The sequence below is a fragment of the Aromatoleum buckelii genome (genome assembly GCF_012910785.2).
Taxonomy (GTDB): domain Bacteria; phylum Pseudomonadota; class Gammaproteobacteria; order Burkholderiales; family Rhodocyclaceae; genus Aromatoleum; species Aromatoleum buckelii.
The window spans coordinates 369,543-388,111 of record NZ_WTVH02000008.1; the positions used below are offsets into that span (position 1 = coordinate 369,543).

The following is an 18,569-nucleotide window of genomic DNA, read 5'->3' on the forward strand; positions in this document are numbered from 1 at the left end:
CCATGCGCAGCTATTTTCCGGTCCTCAGCGCCCTCGGCCTGATCGTGACGATGTTCGGGGTGCTGATGGGCTTTCCGCTCGCGGTGTCGTTTTTCCTCGACGACGGCGCGACCCGGGCATTCGATGACGCAGTGCTTGCGACCTGCGCGGCCGGGTTGGTGCTGTGGGCGCTGACGCGCCGCGTCAAGCGCGACCTGAAGCCGAGCGACGGCTTCCTGCTCGTCGCACTGACGTGGGTCGTGACGCCGGTCTTCGGCGCGATTCCGCTGTTCGGCTATTTGCCCGGCCTGTCCGTCCTCGACGCCTACTTCGAGGCCGTGTCCGGCCTGACCGCGACCGGCGCGACAGTCCTCAGCGGTCTCGACCAGATGCCGATCTCGATCAACCTGTGGCGCACCTTCATGCACTGGATCGGCGGCATGGGCGTCATCGTGCTGGTGGTCGCGATCCTGCCGCTGCTGGGTATCGGCGGCCGGCAACTGTTCCGCGCCGAAGTGCCGACGCCGATGAAGGAGTCGAGCCTCACGCCGCGCATCACGGAGACGGCAAAAGGTCTGTGGACCGCGTACATCCTGCTCACTGCGGCGTGCGGGCTGAGCCTGTGGCTCGCCGGCCTGGACGGCTGGCAAGCGCTGATCCACGCGTTCACGGTGACGGGCCTGGGGGGCTTCTCGAGCAAGGACGCCTCGCTCGGCCATTTCAACAGCGTGCCCGTCGAGATGGTCGCGATCGCGTTCGCGCTGCTTGCGGGACTCAATTATGCGACGCACTACCTCGCGCTGGTGCGCCGCAGCCCGCGCCCGTACCTGTCCGATCCCGAATTGCCGTTCTATTTCGGCGTGCTGCTCGCGAGCGTCGCGGTGCTGACTGCCTACCTGATGAGCGTCGAGGCGCACGCCGGCTTCCTCAATACGCTGCGCTACGTCGCGTTTCATGTCGTGTCGATGTCCACGTCGCTCGGGCTCGCGACTTACGACTACACGCTGTGGCCGATGTTCGCGCAGATGTGGATCCTGTTCCTCGGCAGCTTCATCGCCTGTTCCGGTTCGGCCGGCGGCGGGATCAAGATGATGCGGGCGATCATCCTGTACAAGCAGGTGTACCGCGAGATCGTGCGCTCGCTGCACCCGAATGCGGTGCATCCGGTGCGCCTCGGCAGCCAGCCGGTGTCGGAGGACATCCTGCACGCGGTGCTGGGCTTCAGCTTCATGTACATGGTGAGCATCGTCGCGTTGACGCTGGTGCTCGCGGCCACCGGCCTCGACATCATCACCGCCTTTTCCGGCGTCGTCGCGTGCCTCAACAACACCGGCCCCGCCCTCGGCGCGATCGGCCCGGCGTCCAATTACGCCGGCCTCAACGATTTTCAGACCGCAACACTGGCGTTCACGATGATCCTCGGGCGGCTCGAAATTTTCACGCTGCTCGTCGTGCTGACGCCCGTTTTTTGGCGGCGCTGACGCGGCTTTGCCGCGCGCCATTGCAGGCCGGGGTCGGCATGACGGCGCAAAACGCGGATAATCGCGCTTTGCCTCGAACCGGCAGACAAAAGGACATAACCGTGAGCCGTCTCCAGAACGACACTTTCCTGCGCGCGCTGTTGCGCCAGCCCACCGACCACACGCCGCTCTGGATGATGCGCCAGGCCGGACGTTACCTGCCGGAATACTGCGAGACGCGGCGCCGCGCCGGCAGCTTCCTGAACCTGTGCAAGAGTCCGGCGCTCGCGTGCGAAGTCACGCTGCAGCCGCTGGCACGCTACGACCTCGACGCCGCGATCCTGTTCTCGGACATCCTCACGGTACCGGATGCGATGGGACTGGGGCTGTACTTCGCCGAAGGCGAAGGCCCGCGCTTCGAGCGCCCGCTGCGCGACGAATGGGAAATCCGCAACCTCGTCGCCCCCGACCCGCATGCCGAACTGCAATACGTCATGGATGCGGTCGCCGAGATCCGCCGCGCGCTCGGTGGCAGCGTGCCGCTGATCGGTTTCTCGGGCAGCCCGTGGACGCTCGCCTGCTACATGGTCGAAGGCGGCTCGTCCGACGACTATCGCCGCATCAAGACCATGGCCTACACGCGGCCCGACCTGCTGCATCACGTGCTGCGCGTCACCGCCGACTCGGTCGTCGCCTACCTCAATGCGCAGATCGAATCGGGGGCGCAGGCGGTCATGGTGTTCGATTCGTGGGGCGGCGTGCTGTCGGAAGCCGCTTATCGCGAATTCTCGCTGCCGTACCTTGAGCGCGTCGTCGCCGGCCTGATCCGCGAACGCGACGGCGAGCGCGTGCCGAGCATCGTGTTCACCAAAGGCGGCGGCTTGTGGCTCGAGAGCATCGCCGCGATCGGCTGCGATGCCGTCGGACTCGACTGGACGATGGATATCGGGCGCGCGCGCGCGCTCGTCGGAGACAAGGTCGCGCTGCAGGGGAATCTCGATCCGGCGATCCTGTTTGCGCCACCCGAAGTGATCGCGACCGAAGCGAAGCGGGTGCTCGATGCGTTCGGCCCGCATCCCGGGCATGTGTTCAACCTCGGCCACGGCATCTCGCAGTTCACGCCTCCCGAGGCGGTATCGGTGCTCGTCGACACCGTGCATCAGCACAGCCGCAAATTGCGCGGCGGACGCTGAGCGCCATCGGAATCGCACCCTCCGCACGCCCGCCTGGTGCGCTGCTCCGGGCGGTTCGGCGCGGGGGAGCGACGAGTCTTCATGACGACGGAATCGGCCAGGCTGTCGGGCGTCGAGCCGCTGCTGTCAAGAAGAAAATATTTAGAAACAGCTTGACTTATGCACACTCCGCCGTTCCCGCGCAAAGCTGCACGACAAGCGTCCGCGATATTGCGCTGCAAGAATAAGTCACTGAAAAACATGAAGAAAAAATTTGCTTACTGTTAGGGCAAAGTGACTGAATGGCTTGCTGCGTACCGGATTCAGGACGTTTCACCCAAGCTGTTCACAAAGTTATCCACAGAATATGTGGACAAGCCGATTAAGGGTTATCCGGTAGAAGGCGGCTGCAATTTTTTCACCCGCCACACGACTGCTTCGGCACGTTTTCGACTGCACGAGAAAGACCCACGAAGGTATGAATCAGACATGCGGATCGTTCGCGTTTCCCTGCCGGTTCCTCTGCCGCAGCTCTTTGATTACACGTCTGAAGATGCGACCGAAGGGGATGTCGGGCGTTGCGTCCGTGTGCCGTTCGGCCGCGGCGAGAAGAGTGGCGTCATTGTCGCGATTGCCGACGATTCCGCGATCGATGCGGCGCGGCTGAAAGCGGTACGCCACGTCCAGCGCGAAGTCGCGCCCCTGCCACGCGACTGGCTCGAACTGGTCGCGTTCGTCGCGCGCTATTACCACGCGCCCCCGGGGGAAGTGATCGCGCTGGCGCTGCCGCCGGGCCTGCGCCGCGCGGACGCCGTGAGCGACCGCGAAGCGGATCCGCTGCTCGACGTCAGCGACGCAGGCCGCGCCGCTCTTTCGGCGCCGCGGCGGCCGAGCCGGGCGCTTGCGCTGCTGCGCGATCTGGTCGCGCTCGGTGTCGTGCGGCACAGTGTGGCCCGCGCGCTGCCGTCCGGGGACGCGCTCGCCGACGCGCTGCGCCGTGGCTGGATCGTCGGCGTGCGGCGCGCCAATCCCGCCGACGCCGCGGGCGAACTGCCGCAGCTGACGGCCGAGCAGGGCGCGGCGCTCGACGCCGTGCTTGCCGCCGGGCCGGGCTTCGTGCCGTGGCTACTGCAGGGCGTCACGGGCAGCGGCAAGACCGAAGTCTATCTGCGGCTGGCCGCGCGCACGCTCGAAGCCGGCCGCCAGGTGCTGATGCTGGTGCCGGAGATCGCGTTGACGCCGCAACTCGAAGCGCGCGTCGCCGGCCGCTTCCCGTCGGCAACCGTGATCAGCCTGCATTCGGGGCTCGCCCCGGGGGCGCGCTCACGCGGCTTCGTGCAGGCGCTCGAGGGCCATGCCGACATCGTGCTCGGCACGCGCCTGGCAGTGTTCGCCGCGCTGCCGCGGCTGGGGCTGATCCTCGTCGACGAGGAGCACGATGCGTCGTACAAGCAGCAGGAAGGCGTGCGCTATTCGGCCCGCGACGTCGCCGTGTGGCGCGCGCGGCAACGCGACGTGCCGATCGTGCTCGGCTCGGCGACGCCGTCGCTCGAAAGCTGGCAGCACGCGCGTGCCGGGCGCTACCGCAGCCTGCGCCTGTCCGCGCGCGCGGTGGCGAGCACGCTGCCGGCCGTACGGCGCATCGACACGCGGCGCGTGCGCCTCGACGAGGGCCTCAGTCCGGCGCTGCAGGCGGCGATCGGCGAGCGCCTCGCGCGCGGCGAGCAGAGCCTCGTGTTCATCAACCGCCGCGGCTACGCGCCGGTGCTGTCGTGCCCGTCCTGCAGCTGGGTCAGCCCGTGCCCGCACTGCTCGGCGAACCTCGTTGTGCATCTCGCCGACCGGCGGCTGCGCTGCCACCACTGCGGCTGCGACAGCGTGATCCCGCGCGTCTGTCCGGTGTGCGGCAACCAGGACATCCAGCCGTTCGGCCGCGGCACTCAGCGCATCGAGGCGCGGCTGGTCGAGCTTTTTCCCGACGCCCGCGTACTGCGCGTCGATCGGGACTCGGCGCGCACGCGAAAGCAGTGGGAGGCGATGCTCGCGACGATCGCCGCCGGCGAGGCCGACATCCTCGTCGGCACGCAGATGATGGCGAAAGGACATGATTTTGCGCAGCTCACGCTGGTCGGCGTGGTCGGCGCCGACGCCTCGCTGCACGCGGCCGACTTCCGCGCGCCGGAACGCCTGTTCCAGCAGCTGATGCAGGTCGGCGGGCGTGCCGGCCGGGCGCACCTGCCTGGCGAAGTGCTGATTCAGACCGAATACCCGGAACATCCGCTGTACCGCTGTCTGGTGCGCCACGACTTCGACGCCTTTGCCGCGCGTGCGCTCGACGAGCGCCGCCAGGCGGGGTTCCCGCCCTTCACCCATCAGGCGATGCTGCGCGCCGACGCGCCGGCGCTCGACGACGCGATGAAGTTCCTCGCCCATGCCCGCCGCCTCGCCCAGGACAGTGCGCCCGAAGGGCTGCAGGTGTTCGACGTGGTGCCGATGCGCATGACCCGCCTCGCGCGCCGCGAGCGCGCGCAGCTGCTCGTCGAGGCCGGGGAACGGGCGCTGCTGCAGGAATTCGTCGGGCGCTGGATCGCCGTGCTGCGCGCCCAGCGGCTGCCGCGCGACTTGCGCTGGCAGCTCGATGTCGATCCGCTGGAAGTTTGAGAGCCCCCAGGAAACGGCTTTGCCGTTTCCGCCCCCCGAGGGGGACAAGAAAACCTGGGGGGCCCTGCGTTTTCTTGAGAGCCGCCGTCCGGCCCTCAGCGCAGATTCGTGGGCAGTGCGCTCACCGCGTCGCGATAGCGCTCCAGCGCTTCGCCGCGCGACGCCGCGCTGACGCCGAGGTCGCGCACCAGTCCGTCGCACAGGCCGTAGCACCAGCCGTGGAGCATCACCGGTTGGCCGCGTTCCCACGCTTCGCGCAGCACCGAAGTCTGGCTGATATTGACGACCTGCTGCATCACGTTGAGCTCGCACAGCTGGTTGATGCGCTGCAGCGGATCCTCGATCGCCGTCAGCATCGTCTCGTGCAGGTCGCGCACGTCCTGCACATGGCGCAGCCAGTTGTCGATCAGGCCGAGCCGGCTGTTGTTGAGCGCCGCACCCACGCCGCCGCAGCCATAGTGGCCGACGACGAGGACGTGCTTGACCTGCAGGACGTCGACGGCGTACTGGATCACCGACAGCGCGTTGAGATCGGTATGGACGATGACGTTTGCGACGTTGCGGTGGACGAAGACCTCGCCCGGTGCGAGGCCGATGATCTGGTTGGCCGGCACCCGGCTGTCGGAGCAGCCGATCCACAGGTATTGCGGCGACTGCTGGTTTGCGAGGCGGCGGAAATAGGCGGGATCCTCGCCACGAATGCGCTCGGACCAGTTGCGGTTGTTGGTGAACAGCTGATCGATTTCGTGCATCGTTTCTTCTCGGCAGTGATGATTAGGGAGTCCAGATGTCGAGTGCTTCGAGCTGGCGGGTCGCCGCTTCGGCCCAGCCGCGGTTCGCGGCCGGATTGGCCGGGCTCGGGTGGAGGATGCGCGCAACCCGCAGCGCACGCCCGGCGAGCACCTCCGCGGCACGGTTTTCCGCCCAGGCGCCGACGCCGACCACCCATTCGGGTTCCAGGGTATCGACGACGCGGCGCAAGTGGTCGTCGCAGGCCGTCAGCAGTGGCCCGGATTCGGCGGGGGGAAGCTTGTCCGGCGTGAGGTTGCGACCTTCGGCGAAAAACGCCAGCGGACAATAGTTGGCGACGAAGTGGCTCGCGAAGAACACTTCCGGCGTGCCGAAGCGTTCGCGGAACAGTCCCCACAGGCGGCGGCCGCTGACTTCCGAGCGCGGGCACGCGAAGCCTACGATCGGACGCTTCGGGTTTTCCACCGCCGGTTTGCTGACCGGGCCGGCCAGCCCGAGCCAGTCGCGCACCGCCGCAACTTCGCCGAACGGCACGCCGGTCTGGGTCATGCCGAACGGGCCCGGATTCATGCCGATGAACAGCACCCGCTTGGGCCCGGCGCCGTAGCGGCGCAGGTAATTCTCGTGGATCGTCCACGCGTAGTCGAGCGGGTTGTAGACGTGGCTGACGGGGGGCGCGAAGCGCATGCCGTCGACTTCCCGGGCCAAGGCGCGGGCAGCGGCGATCAGGGCGCGGACGGAAGGGTCGGTCGTCATGGCGTGTGGTCTGTCAGGCGCGGCCCGGCATCGCGGCGACCGCTTTCGCTTCGCCGTTCCACGGCGCAATCTTCAACAGCAGCAACATGCCCGGAATGGCGAGGAAGAAGCATGTCCAGAAAAAATCGTACCAGCCCATGCGCTCGACGAGCCAGCCGGCCGATGCGTTGATGAACGTGCGCGGCATCGCCATCAGGCTCGTGAACAGCGCAAGCTGCGTCGCAGTGTAGGCGGGATGCGTCGTGCGCGCCATGTACGCGACGAACGCGGTCGTGCCGAGGCCGACGCCGATCGCTTCGCCGCCGATGACGATCGCGAGCACTGCGAGGCGGCCCGCATCCGACGGCATCGGCCCGAGCCACGCGAGCCAAACGAAGCCGAGGATCGTGACGACCTGCACGAGGCCGAACAGCCACAGCGCGCGGTTGATGCCGAGCCGCAGCATCCACAGCCCGCCGAGGATGCCGCCGATCACCGACGGCCACAGGCCGGCATTCTTCGCGACGATGCCGATGTCGGTCTTGCTGTAGCCCATGTCGAGATAGAACGGCGTCGCGAGCGCAGTGCACAGCGAGTCGCCGAGCTTGTAGAGGAACAGGAACGCGAGCACGAGCAGCGCCGAACGCAGGCCGTGGCGGCCGAAGAACTCGCGGAACGGCTCGACGACCGCCGCGCGCAGCGTGCGCGGCGTGCCCACGGCTTCGCGCGGCTCGTTCGAGAAGATCGTCATCGCGACGCCCGGCAGCATGAAAAGCGCAGTGATCACGAACACCGGACCCCACGCGAGGTGGTCGGCAAGGATCAGCGACAGCGAGCCGGGCACGAGCCCGGCGACGCGGTACGCGTTCACGTGGATCGCGTTGCCGAGGCCGAGCTCGATCTCGGGGAGGATTTCGCGCCGGAACGCGTCGAGCGCGATGTCCTGCGTCGCCGACAGCAGCGCGATCGCCGCGGTCAGCCCGACGACGAGACCGAGGTCGGTGACGGGCGACAGCTGCCCGAGCCACGCGATCGCGGCGACCAGCCCGAGCTGCGACACCAGCATCCAGCCGCGCCGTCGGCCCAGCCACGGCAGGATGCCGAAGCGGTCGAGCAGCGGTGCCCACAGGAACTTCCAGGTGTAGGGGAACTGGATCAGCGCGAACGCGCCGATCGCTTTCAGCGACAGGCCTTCGGTCTTCAGCCAGGCCGGCACGAGGTTCAGCAGCAGATACAGCGGCAGCCCCGACGCGAAGCCGGTGAAAATGCAGATCAGCATGCGGCGGTTCAACAGGACTTCGAGCCAGGCGGGGCGGCGCAATTCGGACACGAGGGGACACTCGGCGAGGGGTGGCGGGCATTATCCCAGATTGCGCCCGGTGATCCGCGTTGCCGTCGAGGAAGGTGACGACCGAGACCGTCAGGCCGTCCGCCACACGCTGCGCAGCGAGTTTTCCACGACGTCCGCAGTCACCGGGCGGCTGAAATGGAAACCCTGCAACTCGTCGCAGCCGAGTTCGCGCAGGCGCGCGACTTGGACCGCGGATTCGACCCCTTCGGCGATCACCGAAAGCCCGAGGTTGTGCGCGAGCGACACGGCCGCGGCGACGATCATCGCGTCGTTCGCGTCGTGCTCGATGTCGGACACGAAGGAGCGGTCGATTTTCAGGTGGTCGAGCGGGAACAGCTTGAGATAGGACAGCGACGAGTGCCCGGTGCCGAAATCGTCGATCGCGATGCGCACGCCGAGATCCTTCAGCGCCTGCAGCAGCGCGACCGCTTCGCCCGGGTTGTCCATGACGGCGCTTTCGGTGATTTCGAGTTCCAGCAGTCCGGGGCGCAGGCCGTTCGCGGCGAGCGTTGTCGACACCGTGTCGACGAGGCATTTTTCGCGCAGCTGGCGCACCGACAGGTTGACCGAGATGCGCACCTCCGGCAGCCCGGCGTCGAGCCACTGCCGCGCCTGCCGGCAGGCCTCGCGAAGAACCCACGTGCCGATCTCGACGATGACGCCGGTTTCCTCGGCCAGCGGGATGAAGCGCAGCGGCGCGATCAGCCCGTCCTGCGGGTGACGCCACCGCACCAGCGCTTCCAGCCCGGTGAGGTGCCCGTGGCGCGAGTCGAACTGGGGCTGGTACCACAGCTCGAATTCGCCGCGTGCGACAGCGCCGCGCAGCTTGCGCTCGAGATCCAGCCGCGCGGTCGCGGCGCGGTTCATCTCGTCGGTGTAGAACTGGAACTTCGCGCGTCCCGCGGCTTTGGCGTGATACATCGCGGTGTCGGCGTTGCGCATCAGCGCCGCCGGGTCTGCGCTGTCGTCGGGAAACAGGCTGATGCCGATCGACGGCGTCGTGTGAAGCTCGGTCGCTTCGACGCAATACGGCGCGGAGAGCTGCGCGAGCAGCTTCGCCGCGACGTGCGTGACGTCGTGGGCGCCGCCGATGCCTTGCAGCACGACGACGAATTCGTCGCCGCCGAGACGCGCGACGGTATCCGTTTCGCGCACCGCCTCGCGCAGGCGCCGCGCGACCTGCTTCAGCAGTTCGTCCCCGACCGGATGGCCGAGGGAGTCGTTGATGTGCTTGAAACGATCCAGATCGAGGAACATCACCGCCAGCCGCTGCCCGTTGCGCCGCGCCTCGGCGACCGACAGCTGCAGTCGGGCGGTCAGCGAGAAGCGGTTGGCGAGGCCGGTCAGCGTGTCGTGGTAGGCCAGATGCTGGATATCCGCCTCGGCGCGCTTGCGGGCGGTGATGTCCGAAAAAATCGCGATGAAATGCGTGATCTCCCGCGTCTTGGGATCGCGCACGCCGTTGATCATCAACGTGCGCGGATAGCGCTGCCCGTCGCCGCGCAGGCCTGTCGTTTCTCCGGACCACGAACCGTGCGCGCTGACGATCGCCCATACGGTGCGGGAATCGGGCCCGCCTGCGCCCTCGCCCTCCTCGCCATGGTCGCTGCCGGGGCGAAAGCAGGTGCCTTGTGCGGCCGCTGCTGCGATCCCGGTGATCTGGGTGTAGGCAGGGTTGACCGAAACGATGCGATGGCCGAGGTCGGTGATGACGATCGCGTCGGGGCTGTTCTCGAACACCTTGTCCGCGAGCTGGAGGCGCTCCTCGTCCCGCTTGCGGGCGGTGATGTCGGCATAGGTCGTGACGAAGCCGCCCTGCGGCAGCGGCTGACCCTGGACGAGCAGCACCGTGCCGTCGCGCCGACGGCGCTCGAAGCTGTGTGGCGCCGGCTGAAGCGCGCGGGCGAGAAGATCCGCGACGATCTGTTCCGGGTCGCCAGGGCCGTACTCGCCGCGCGCGGCGTTATAGCGGAACAGCGTCTCGAGCGACGGCAGGCTCCCGGCGAACAGGTCCGGCGGGAAATCGAGCAAACGCTTGAATTCCTCGTTGCACGCGACGAGCTGCAGCTCGTGGTCGACGAGCGACACGGCGCACGGAATGTTGTCGAGGATCGTCTGCAGCATCGCCGCCCGCTGCACCAGTTCATTTTCGCCGGAATGGTGTGCGGCGATGCCGGCATCGCTTGTCATGAAGGTGCCCGCCCCGGCCGCGCTGGAAAGCTGCCCGGCAGCGAGCGCCTGGCGGCGGCGACGGTAACGGCGATAGATCGGCCGTCCACCGGCGAGCAGCACCGCCAGCGTCAGCATTCCGGCGCCGAAACCGGCAGTCGCCGGCGCGGGAGCCTCCAGGGCATCGCTCGCCCCGGCAGCTGCGCCCGAGGCGAGCGCGAGACCGGCTGGTGCAGCGAGGACGACGGAAAATGCGAGCGAAAGGAGAACCGTCTTGTGCGAAAACATGCCAGCAGGTTATGAGCGGTTGGGAGTGTTGCCATCCGGAGCCCATCCGCGCAGGACCAGCCCAGTCTGGGGCGATTCTGACAGCCAGTTTCCAGGCTTACAATCTTGCACTGCAACGATACGCCCGCGTATGGGCTTGTCGGCGCCGCCACGGCACCCGAGAATGGGCGTTCGTGGCAATCCAATTAATAACCACTGGGAAGGGAGACGAACATGAGCCAGCACGTCCTTGTATCGTTCGGCGCGGGACGCGAATACGAATTCACGGTGCACGAAGCCGACACGGCGGGCCTGACGAAGGATCAGGCGCGTGCCTGGCTGTCGCACGAGTTCGAGACGCTCGAATGCACGCCGTCGAACCCGATGGGGAAGATTCTTGCGCTCGACATGATCCTCAACGTCGCGAAATACGGCGGTGAGGAGCGATTCAGGCAGGCCGGCGAGTGGGCGCGGCGCTTCGCGGCAGTCACCGCGGTCGCGCTCGGGCGCCCGGTGCTGAAAGTGGATGTCGCGAACTTCGTCGTCGGTTGAGCTCTCGTAGTCCGCCGTAGCGGCCGCGCAGTACGGCGGCCCGTTGCGGGCCGGGTCAGTCGGGGCGGCCGAGCCGATACACGGCGACGCTGGCGAGAAAGTTGGGTTCTTCCTCGATCAGCGTGCTCTCGTCGAAAGCCAGTCGCTCGCGCACGACGATGCCGTTCATCGCGCACAGCGCGTCGAAGTCCGCGATCGTGAAGAAGCGCACGTTCGGCGTGTTGAACCACTGGTGCGGCAGGCTTTCCGATACCGGCATGTGGCCGTTGAGGATGCTCTGGCGGTGGCGCCAGTAGCCGAAGTTCGGAAAGCTGACGACCGCTTCGCGCCCGACGCGCAGCATCTCGGCGAGGATGCCTTGGGTGTTGTGCATCGCCTGCAGCGACAGGCTCATGATGACGTGGTCGAAGAAACCGTCCTCGAGGCCGGCGAGGCCTTTTTCCATGTCCATCTGGATCACATTGATGCCATTGCGGACGCAGGCCAGCAGCTTGTCCGCGTCGTTCTCGACACCGTACCCCTGGACCTGGCGGACTTCGGCGAGATGCCTGAGCAGGCTGCCGTCGCCGCAGCCCAGATCGAGCACCCGCTCGCCCGGCGAAATCCACTTCGTGATCACTTCGTAGTCGTAGCGGTAGGCCATCGTCAAACCTTGATGCGGTCGAAATAGGCCGCAAGCAGCCCGTGGTAATGCGCGTCGTCGAGCAGGAACGAGTCGTGCCCGGCGTCGCTCTCGATCTCCGCGTAGCTGACGTTGCGGCGGTTGTGCAGCAGGCTGTAGACGATCTCGCGGCTTCTCGCCGGCGAGAAGCGCCAGTCGGTCGAAAAGGACACGACGAGGAAGTCGGCGCTCGCGCGCGCCAGCGCCGCCCGCAGCAGGCCGCCGTGCTCGAACGCGGGATCGAAGTAGTCGAGCGCCTTGGTCGTCAGCAGATAGGTATTGGCGTCGAAAAAACCGGCGAACTTGTCGCCCTGGTAGCGCAGGTAGGATTCGATCTCGAACTCGACGTCATAGCTATACACCGCCTTGCCGTGGCGCAGCGTACGGCCGAATTTGTCGGCCATCGCATCGTCGGACAGGTAAGTGATGTGGCCGAGCATGCGCGCGAGCTTCAGCCCGCGGGCCGGGACGACGCCATGCTCGTAGTAGTGCCCGCCGTGGAAGTCCGGGTCGGTCAGGATCGCCTGGCGCGCGACTTCGTTGAACGCGATGTTCTGCGCCGTGAGCCGCGGCGCCGACGCGACGAGCACCGCGTGCCCGATGCGCTCCGGATACTGCAGCGTCCACGACAGCGCCTGCATGCCGCCCAGGCTGCCGCCGACGACCGCGGCGAAACGTTCGATGCCGAGCCGGTCGGCGAGCCGCGCCTGGGCGCCGACCCAGTCCTCGACAGTGACGAACGGGAAATCCGCGCCCCATGGTTTGCCGCTCGCCGGATTGATCGAGGCGGGGCCGGTCGTGCCGTGGCAGCCGCCCAGGTTATTGACGCCGATGACGAAGAACTTGCGCGTATCGAGCGGCTTGCCGGGCCCGACGAGGTTGTCCCACCAGCCGATGTTGCCGGGGTCGTCCGCATAGTGGCCGGCGACATGGTGAGAGCCGGACAGCGCGTGGCATACCAGCACGGCGTTGCTGCGCGCGGCGTTGAGCTCGCCATAGGTCTCGTACAGGAGTTCGTACTCGGGCAGGGCGTCGCCGCTGCGCAGCGGCAGCGGCTCGGCGAAATGCGCCCGCTGCGGGACGACGGCGCCGACGGATTGGGGTTGGATCATGTTGTTCGCTGTAGACAAAAAAACCCAGCCGGCTGGGAAACGCGGACTGGGTCGCCCTCGCTTTAGCCGGATTTATTGAGCGCCCGCAAGCTGTGGTTCAAATCGGCGCGTGGAGGCGAAAAATTAGCGTGGCCGTGCGCAATTGTCAAATTCGCCGGACGACCGCCTCACCGGGCGAACGCGATGCGATCCCGCCCCTCGTGCTTGGCGAGGTACAGCGCGTCGTCGACCCGTTTCATCAATTCCGCCAGCTCCTCGCCCGGGCGGCAGCTGCCGACGCCGAGCGAGACGGTGATGCGCAGTTGCCGCTCGCCGATGATGAACGGATCGCTCCCGACGCAGGCGCGCAGCCGTTCGGCGTTGTCACCTGCGGTGCAGGGTTCGGTGTCCGACAGCATCACGAGGAACTCTTCCCCGCCCCAGCGCGCGCACACATCGTATTCGCGCACCGACGCCGCGAGGCGTGCGGCGACGGCCGTCAGCGCGTGGTCGCCGAACTCGTGTCCCCAGGTGTCGTTGATGTCCTTGAAGTGGTCGATGTCGATGATCATGATGACGAACGAGCGGCCACCCCGCTGGGCACGCAGATGCTCCTCGCGCAACCGCTTCAGCGCATGGCGTCGGTTCGGCAGCCCCGTGAGTGCGTCGCGGTGGGACAGCCATTCGAGGCGCTGGTTGAGTTCGCGCAGCATGCCCTGGTATTGGTCGCTGATGCGCACGATCTTTTCGAGCCTGCGCAGCTGACGGCGGTAATTGACGGCATGGCCGGCACCGCGGTCGCGCTCGGCGGCCTGGTAGTGGTCGCTGATGCGGGTGATGCGCTCGAGTTGGCAGAGGTGGTCGGAAAAGGCGTCGTAGAGCTCGGCGAGCGGCGCGCGCAACGGATTGTCCCGGTGTTCGGCATCGCTCAGCAGCGCATCGATGCGTTCGGTCAGCGGGCGCTCCCCGGGCGGCAGGGGAAATCCTGAGTTCATTGTCACGAACCCGGAATGATCTCGAACGGGAACGTGTAGTCTTCCTTGAACTCGGCAGCCAGATCGGCGACGCGCTCGTTGTCACGGTCATAGCGCCAATTCACCGTGACCGCCTGCCCGCGCTCGTGCGCGTCCTGCAGCGCGTCGAAGATGTCCATCATCGCCCGCACGCTGCTCGTGTTGAGATACATCAGTTTCAGCTCGAGCGTCAGCGGCTGCAGAACCTGGTCGAGAAAGCCGGCGAGCCAGTCGATGACCGGCTGGAACAGCTCGAAGGAATTTTCCGGATAGGAGTCGCCGCTCATTTCCAGCCGCCCGGCTGTCCGGTCGGTGCGGATGAGGGGAGTCGATTCGGTGGCAGGAATCTCGAAATCGTTCACTTCGGACCTCAGTTCAAATCACCACGCGCAGGCTGAAGAAGGCGTGCTGGGGGTCAAGGGTTTTCACGCTGCACGCGAGCGGCTGGCTCGCGCGGCGTGCCAGGTCGATCAGCCCGAGTCCGGCGCCGGTCTTCGCCTGCGGGTCGCGGGGCTGGCGCATCTGGGTCTTGAACGCGGCTTTCAGCGCGGCCCTGTCGAGGGCGGCGAGTTCGCCGATGCGCGCGACCAGCGCCTCGCCGTCGTCATGGAGCACGACATTGCCGGCACTGACGACGTAATGCCCCGCCTCGTCGCGCGAAACGATGATCGTCGCTTCGGCTGCGGCGCCGCTCACGCCGCTCGACGCGGCGTAGTGGCGGATGTTCTGGCTCAGCTCGATATAGGCCGAAAAAACGTCGGTGATCGCCGACGGGGATTCGGACAGCCCCTCCATGTGCTTGCGCAGGGCCTTGCCGATCTCCTCCATCAGCGTGGCCGAGAACGGCCCGTTGAAGCCCAGCATGATTCCCTGGCGCGAGAACGCTTCGCGCAAGGACAACACATCCACCTCTTCCATCCTTACTCCCCGGAAACAGGGCCGGGCGTCGCCGCCCGACCTGGAATACGAAAACCGATCACCGTGATGTCATCGCGCTGCGCCCAGCTTCCCTGATGGTCGGCCAAGTGTCGCCGCAGCGCTTGTTCCTGGCTCGTCATCGGCTGCGCCGCGGTCTCGCCCAGCGCGACTGCGAAGCGGCGCGTGCCGAAGCCGTAGCCGCGTTCGCCTCCGGCTTGGTCGAGGAACCCGTCGGTAGTCAGATAATACGTGCAGCCAGAGCCTTCGGCGATGATGACATTCTCGTAAATTGCGCGCTGCCGCTCGCCGATGCTGCGCCGGCTGCCGCGAAGCTGCTCGCACTGCGTGCCCTCGCAGCGGTAGAGATCGACGTGCGCGCCGGCGAAGGTCACGCAGCCGGTCGCGACGTCGACGTGGCACAGGCCCACGTCCATGCTGGTCGCGAGATGGCGGCTCGCCGCATCGCCCGGCAGCAGCGTACGCGTCGCGCTGTCCATGCGCGTCAGCAGCGCTGCGGGATCCGCCAGTCCGAGTTCCTGGACGGCCAGGTCGAAGCCGGCATGCGCGATCATCGTCATGAACGCGCCCGGCACGCCGTGCCCCGCGCAATCGACGATGCCGACGAGGAACTGTCCCGGCGCCTCGCGGAACAGGTAGAAATCTCCGCCGACGGTGTCGCGCGGCTGCCACAGCACGAAGTGGTCGTCGGGCAACGCGTGCAGCAGCTCGCGGTGTGGCAGCATCGCGTGCTGGATCAGGGCGCCGTAGCGGATGCTGTCCTGGATCTGCCGGTGCGTTGCCGCAATGCGGTCGCGCGCCTGGGCGAGATCGCGGGTGCGCTCGGTGACGCGGCTTTCGAGTTCGCTGGTGTGGGCGTCGATCTGGCGCGCCATGCCGTCGAAGGCGCGCGTCAGCGAGCCGAGCTCGTCGCTGCGGCGCGTGTGCAGGCGCTGGCGATAATCGCCGATGGCGATGCGCTGCGCGGAGTCGGTCAGCTGCACCAGCGGCCGCAGGATCAGTCGGTCGACGCCCATGCTGACGGCGACCGCGAACAGCAGCAGCAGCGCGATCGCGCCGAGCGCAAGCGGCCACAGCACGGTTTCGTCGATGACCTGCGCGGCGCCCAGGTCCACGGCGGTGATCACGTACCAGTCGAGCGCCGGCACGTAGGCCCCACCGAGGACGCGCGGCTGGCCCTGCAGATCGACGCGCAGGGCGCCGCCACTGCCCGGTGCGTCGCGCAGGCCCGCGAGCATGCCGTCGAGCGCTTCGCGATCCGCCCCGTCCTCGACGAGCCCGTGCAGCGTGCGCCGAGGGGCGGCTTTGGTCAGCGCCGCGTACTCGATCAGGGACTGGTCGGGGTGGGCGAGAATCGCGCCTTCGCCATTGATGATGAAGTTCGTGACGCCCGAATCGACGGTGCCGACGAAAGTGGCGAGAAAGCGTGTCAGGTCGAGCCCCGAGCCGGCCAGGCCGAGCACCCGCCCGCCTTCGGCTTCGCGCACCAGCACATTGAACCAGACTTTCGTGACCTTGAGCTTTTCGTCGACGTTGACGTTCAGCGCATATGGGCGGGCGTCGCGAACCGTGGCGAAATACCACCCGTCCTTGGGGTCGCCGCGCTGCAGCGTGTAGCTCGGCTTCACCCACGCATCGGGTGCGGTGCCGTCGCTGAAGTAGTAGTGCCCGCTGTCGTTGGCGATGAGAAACACCGAAGCGTCGGTGAACGCGCGCCGGAACCGTTCGGCATCGATGCCCGCTTGCCCGGAGTTGTCCGTACCGCGCAGGAAGCGTTGCACGCTTTCGAGTTCGGCGAGCCGCTGCGACAGGCTCAGCTCGCGCGTGATCAGCGTGACGAGCTTTTGCGCCTGCAGCAGCGCGTGGTTGCGCGCGAAGCCGGCGCCGAAATGATCGCGGAAGGCGTCGAGGCCGGCCCGTCCGGCCAGCAGCGCGAACAGCCCCAGCAGCGCCAACAGCGCCGCGAGCCACAGGCCCGATTTCCCCCGCAATCCCAAATCCGCTCTCCGTTCCCCGTATCGCTGCGTGGGTGCGCCGGCTCAGCCGGCCAGTCGCAGCACCGCCTCGCGTATTTTCGACTGCTCGTCCATCTTAAGGATGCGCTGCACCCGCGGCGCGAGTTCGCCGACGTCCGCGCGCAGCACCTGCTGCTTGATCTCGAGGATGTTGCCGGGATGCATCGAGAAATTGCGCAGCCCCATGCCGAGCAGCAGCAGCGTATACGCAGGGTCGCCGGCCATCTCGCCGCACACCGACACCGGCAGGCCGAAGCGCGCGCCGGCCTGGATCGTGCCGCTGATCAACTTCAGCACTGCCGGGTGGAGCGGGTCGTACAGATGCACGACGGCTTCGTCCGAGCGGTCGATCGCCAGCGTGTACTGGATCAGGTCGTTCGTGCCGATCGACAGGAACGACAGGCGCCGGATGAACATGCCGAGGGCGAGCGCAGCCGCCGGCACTTCGATCATGCCGCCAACGGCGAGCCGTTCGTCGAACTTGACCCGTTCGGCGCGCAGTTCGACCTTGGCCTTTTCGATCAGCGTCAGCGTCTGGTCGATTTCGTGCGCGTGCGCGAGCATCGGGATCATGATCTGCAGCTGCCCGTGCGCCGACGCGCGCAGCAGCGCGCGCAGCTGCGTCTTGAACATCTGCGGCTCGGCGAGCGAGTAGCGGATCGCGCGCAGGCCGAGCGCCGGGTTCGGTTCGAAGCGCGTGCCGACGCCGTTGAGCGCCTTGTCCGCGCCGACGTCGAAGGTGCGGATCGTCACCGGCTTGCCGGGCATGGATTTCACTACGGCGCGATAGGCTTCGTACTGTTCCTCCTCGTCGGGCAGCGCGTCGCGGCCGATGAACAGGAACTCGGTGCGGTACAGGCCGACGCCGTCGGCATTGACGGCCTTGACCTGGTTGAGGTCCTTCGGCCCCTCGATGTTCGCCAGCAGGTTGACGTTCTCGCCGTCGAGCGTCGTCGCGCGCGTGTCCTTGAGCCGGTTGAGCTTCGAGCGCTCGACTTCGAGCTCGGTGCGGCGCAGCCGGTATTCCTCGACGATATGCTCGTCGGGTCCGACGATGACGACGCCGCGCGTGCCGTCGATGATCAGGAGCTCGTCCTCCTCGACGAGCTGGCGGATGTGGTGCAGCCCGACGACCGCCGGAATGCGCAGGCTGCGCGCGACGATCGCGGTGTGGCTGGTCGGGCCGCCGACGTCGGTGACGAAGCCGCCGATGTTGTGGTCGCGAAAACCGATCGTGTCGGCCGGCGACAGGTCGTGCGCGACGACGATCGTGCCGAGCCCGTCGCGGCGTTTCGCCGGCAGATGACCCGGATGGCCGAGCAGCACCTTGACGAGGCGCTCGACGACCTGCACGACGTCGGCCTTGCGTTCGCGCAGGTACGGATCCTCGATCTGCTCGAACTGCTCGACGACGTGTTCCATCTGCTGAACGAGCGCCCACTCGGCGTTACAGCGACGCGCTTCGATCAGCTCGCGCGCGGCGTCGACGAGCATCGGATCGGACAGCATCATCAGCTGCAGGTCGACGAAGGCGCCGACCTCGCTGTGCGACTGGCCCGTCGTCGCGGCGGCCTTGAGGCCGATCAGCTCGCCCTGCACCGTCGCCACCGCTTCGTCGAGGCGGTCCATTTCCTCGGGCAGGTATTTGCTCGAGACGTGGTAGTGATTGACCTCGAGCATCGCGTGCGAGACGAGATGGACGTGACCGATCGCGATGCCCTGTGAAACCGGCAGGCCGTGGATCGTGAAGGGCATTG

15 protein-coding genes are annotated in these 18,569 nt (G+C 67.2%); 4 read left to right on the top strand and 11 right to left on the bottom strand.

All coding sequences use genetic code 11. The features are described 5' to 3' along the window. Window positions 1-2 precede the first annotated feature (2 nt). The 3 genes from GO608_RS03595 (at window position 3) to GO608_RS03605 (ending at window position 5,272) form a co-directional block, all read left to right on the top strand. Complete coding sequence (locus tag GO608_RS03595) at window positions 3-1,460, top strand: TrkH family potassium uptake protein (protein WP_169198345.1); 1,458 nt, start codon at window positions 3-5, stop codon at window positions 1,458-1,460. Between the two features lie 101 nt (window positions 1,461-1,561). Then, a complete protein-coding gene (hemE, locus tag GO608_RS03600) occupies window positions 1,562-2,632 on the top strand; it encodes a uroporphyrinogen decarboxylase (protein WP_169198346.1) in 1,071 nt (356 codons plus the stop codon). Window positions 2,633-3,100: 468 nt separating this feature from the next. Next, a complete protein-coding gene (locus GO608_RS03605; protein ID WP_169198347.1) occupies window positions 3,101-5,272 on the top strand; it encodes a primosomal protein N' in 2,172 nt (723 codons plus the stop codon). A gap of 95 nt (window positions 5,273-5,367) precedes the next feature. Here GO608_RS03605 and can read toward each other — a convergent pair whose 3' ends face one another. The 4 genes from can to GO608_RS03625 all read right to left on the bottom strand — a co-directional run bounded on the left by can (window position 5,368) and on the right by GO608_RS03625 (window position 10,565). Beyond that, on the bottom strand, window positions 5,368-6,024 hold the full coding sequence (gene can / locus GO608_RS03610; RefSeq protein WP_169198348.1) for a carbonate dehydratase: 657 nt from the start codon (window positions 6,022-6,024) through the stop codon (window positions 5,368-5,370). Between the two features lie 22 nt (window positions 6,025-6,046). Then, the gene (locus tag GO608_RS03615) at window positions 6,047-6,778 is read right to left on the bottom strand and encodes a uracil-DNA glycosylase family protein (protein WP_169198349.1); all 732 of its coding nucleotides are present in this window, start codon (window positions 6,776-6,778) and stop codon (window positions 6,047-6,049) included. A gap of 13 nt (window positions 6,779-6,791) precedes the next feature. Continuing rightward, window positions 6,792-8,087: an AmpG family muropeptide MFS transporter gene (locus tag GO608_RS03620; RefSeq protein ID WP_343316758.1), complete on the bottom strand. Its 1,296-nt coding sequence runs from the start codon at window positions 8,085-8,087 to the stop codon at window positions 6,792-6,794. Between the two features lie 90 nt (window positions 8,088-8,177). After that, window positions 8,178-10,565, bottom strand: coding sequence for a putative bifunctional diguanylate cyclase/phosphodiesterase (locus tag GO608_RS03625; protein WP_169198350.1), 2,388 nt, complete (start codon window positions 10,563-10,565; stop codon window positions 8,178-8,180). A 213-nt stretch (window positions 10,566-10,778) separates the two neighbouring features. On the opposite strand from GO608_RS03625, the gene GO608_RS03630 reads away from it, so the two are divergent. Beyond that, window positions 10,779-11,096 (top strand): hypothetical protein, encoded by a 318-nt coding sequence (locus GO608_RS03630; protein ID WP_169198351.1) that lies wholly within the window; start codon window positions 10,779-10,781, stop codon window positions 11,094-11,096. Between the two features lie 55 nt (window positions 11,097-11,151). Here the strand turns inward: GO608_RS03630 and metW are convergent, their stop codons facing one another. From metW to ptsP, 7 genes are all read right to left on the bottom strand, one after another. Further along, window positions 11,152-11,739 carry a methionine biosynthesis protein MetW gene (gene metW / locus GO608_RS03635; protein ID WP_169198352.1) on the bottom strand — a complete coding sequence of 196 codons (588 nt, stop codon included), beginning with the start codon at window positions 11,737-11,739 and terminating at the stop codon, window positions 11,152-11,154. A 2-nt stretch (window positions 11,740-11,741) separates the two neighbouring features. Further along, window positions 11,742-12,869, bottom strand: a complete 1,128-nt coding sequence (metX, locus tag GO608_RS03640) for a homoserine O-succinyltransferase MetX (RefSeq protein WP_169198353.1) — start codon at window positions 12,867-12,869, stop codon at window positions 11,742-11,744. A gap of 167 nt (window positions 12,870-13,036) precedes the next feature. Beyond that, window positions 13,037-13,843, bottom strand: a complete 807-nt coding sequence (gene siaD / locus GO608_RS03645) for a biofilm regulation diguanylate cyclase SiaD (protein ID WP_169198354.1) — start codon at window positions 13,841-13,843, stop codon at window positions 13,037-13,039. Between the two features lie 2 nt (window positions 13,844-13,845). After that, entirely contained in the window at window positions 13,846-14,223 is a 378-nt protein-coding gene (gene siaC / locus GO608_RS03650; protein WP_169198355.1) for a biofilm regulation phosphoprotein SiaC, read from the bottom strand. Between the two features lie 13 nt (window positions 14,224-14,236). Then, complete coding sequence (gene siaB / locus GO608_RS03655; RefSeq protein WP_169198356.1) at window positions 14,237-14,779, bottom strand: biofilm regulation protein kinase SiaB; 543 nt, start codon at window positions 14,777-14,779, stop codon at window positions 14,237-14,239. A gap of 2 nt (window positions 14,780-14,781) precedes the next feature. Next, window positions 14,782-16,788 (bottom strand): biofilm regulation protein phosphatase SiaA, encoded by a 2,007-nt coding sequence (gene siaA / locus GO608_RS03660; protein WP_247002833.1) that lies wholly within the window; start codon window positions 16,786-16,788, stop codon window positions 14,782-14,784. Window positions 16,789-16,836: 48 nt separating this feature from the next. Then, a complete protein-coding gene (gene ptsP, locus GO608_RS03665; protein ID WP_169198358.1) occupies window positions 16,837-18,567 on the bottom strand; it encodes a phosphoenolpyruvate--protein phosphotransferase in 1,731 nt (576 codons plus the stop codon). Between the last annotated feature and the right edge of the window lie 2 nt (window positions 18,568-18,569).

Coding starts and splice junctions, on each gene's coding strand:
- siaB (WP_169198356.1), bottom strand. CDS start 14,779: ATGGAAGAGGTGGATGTGTTGTCCTTGCGCGAAGCGTTCTCGCGCCAG.
- GO608_RS03630 (WP_169198351.1), top strand. CDS start 10,779: ATGAGCCAGCACGTCCTTGTATCGTTCGGCGCGGGACGCGAATACGAA.
- metW (WP_169198352.1), bottom strand. CDS start 11,739: ATGGCCTACCGCTACGACTACGAAGTGATCACGAAGTGGATTTCGCCG.
- GO608_RS03605 (WP_169198347.1), top strand. CDS start 3,101: ATGCGGATCGTTCGCGTTTCCCTGCCGGTTCCTCTGCCGCAGCTCTTT.
- siaD (WP_169198354.1), bottom strand. CDS start 13,843: ATGAACTCAGGATTTCCCCTGCCGCCCGGGGAGCGCCCGCTGACCGAA.
- GO608_RS03595 (WP_169198345.1), top strand. CDS start 3: ATGCGCAGCTATTTTCCGGTCCTCAGCGCCCTCGGCCTGATCGTGACG.
- metX (WP_169198353.1), bottom strand. CDS start 12,869: ATGATCCAACCCCAATCCGTCGGCGCCGTCGTCCCGCAGCGGGCGCAT.
- ptsP (WP_169198358.1), bottom strand. CDS start 18,567: ATGCCCTTCACGATCCACGGCCTGCCGGTTTCACAGGGCATCGCGATC.
- can (WP_169198348.1), bottom strand. CDS start 6,024: ATGCACGAAATCGATCAGCTGTTCACCAACAACCGCAACTGGTCCGAG.
- GO608_RS03615 (WP_169198349.1), bottom strand. CDS start 6,778: ATGACGACCGACCCTTCCGTCCGCGCCCTGATCGCCGCTGCCCGCGCC.
- GO608_RS03625 (WP_169198350.1), bottom strand. CDS start 10,565: ATGTTTTCGCACAAGACGGTTCTCCTTTCGCTCGCATTTTCCGTCGTC.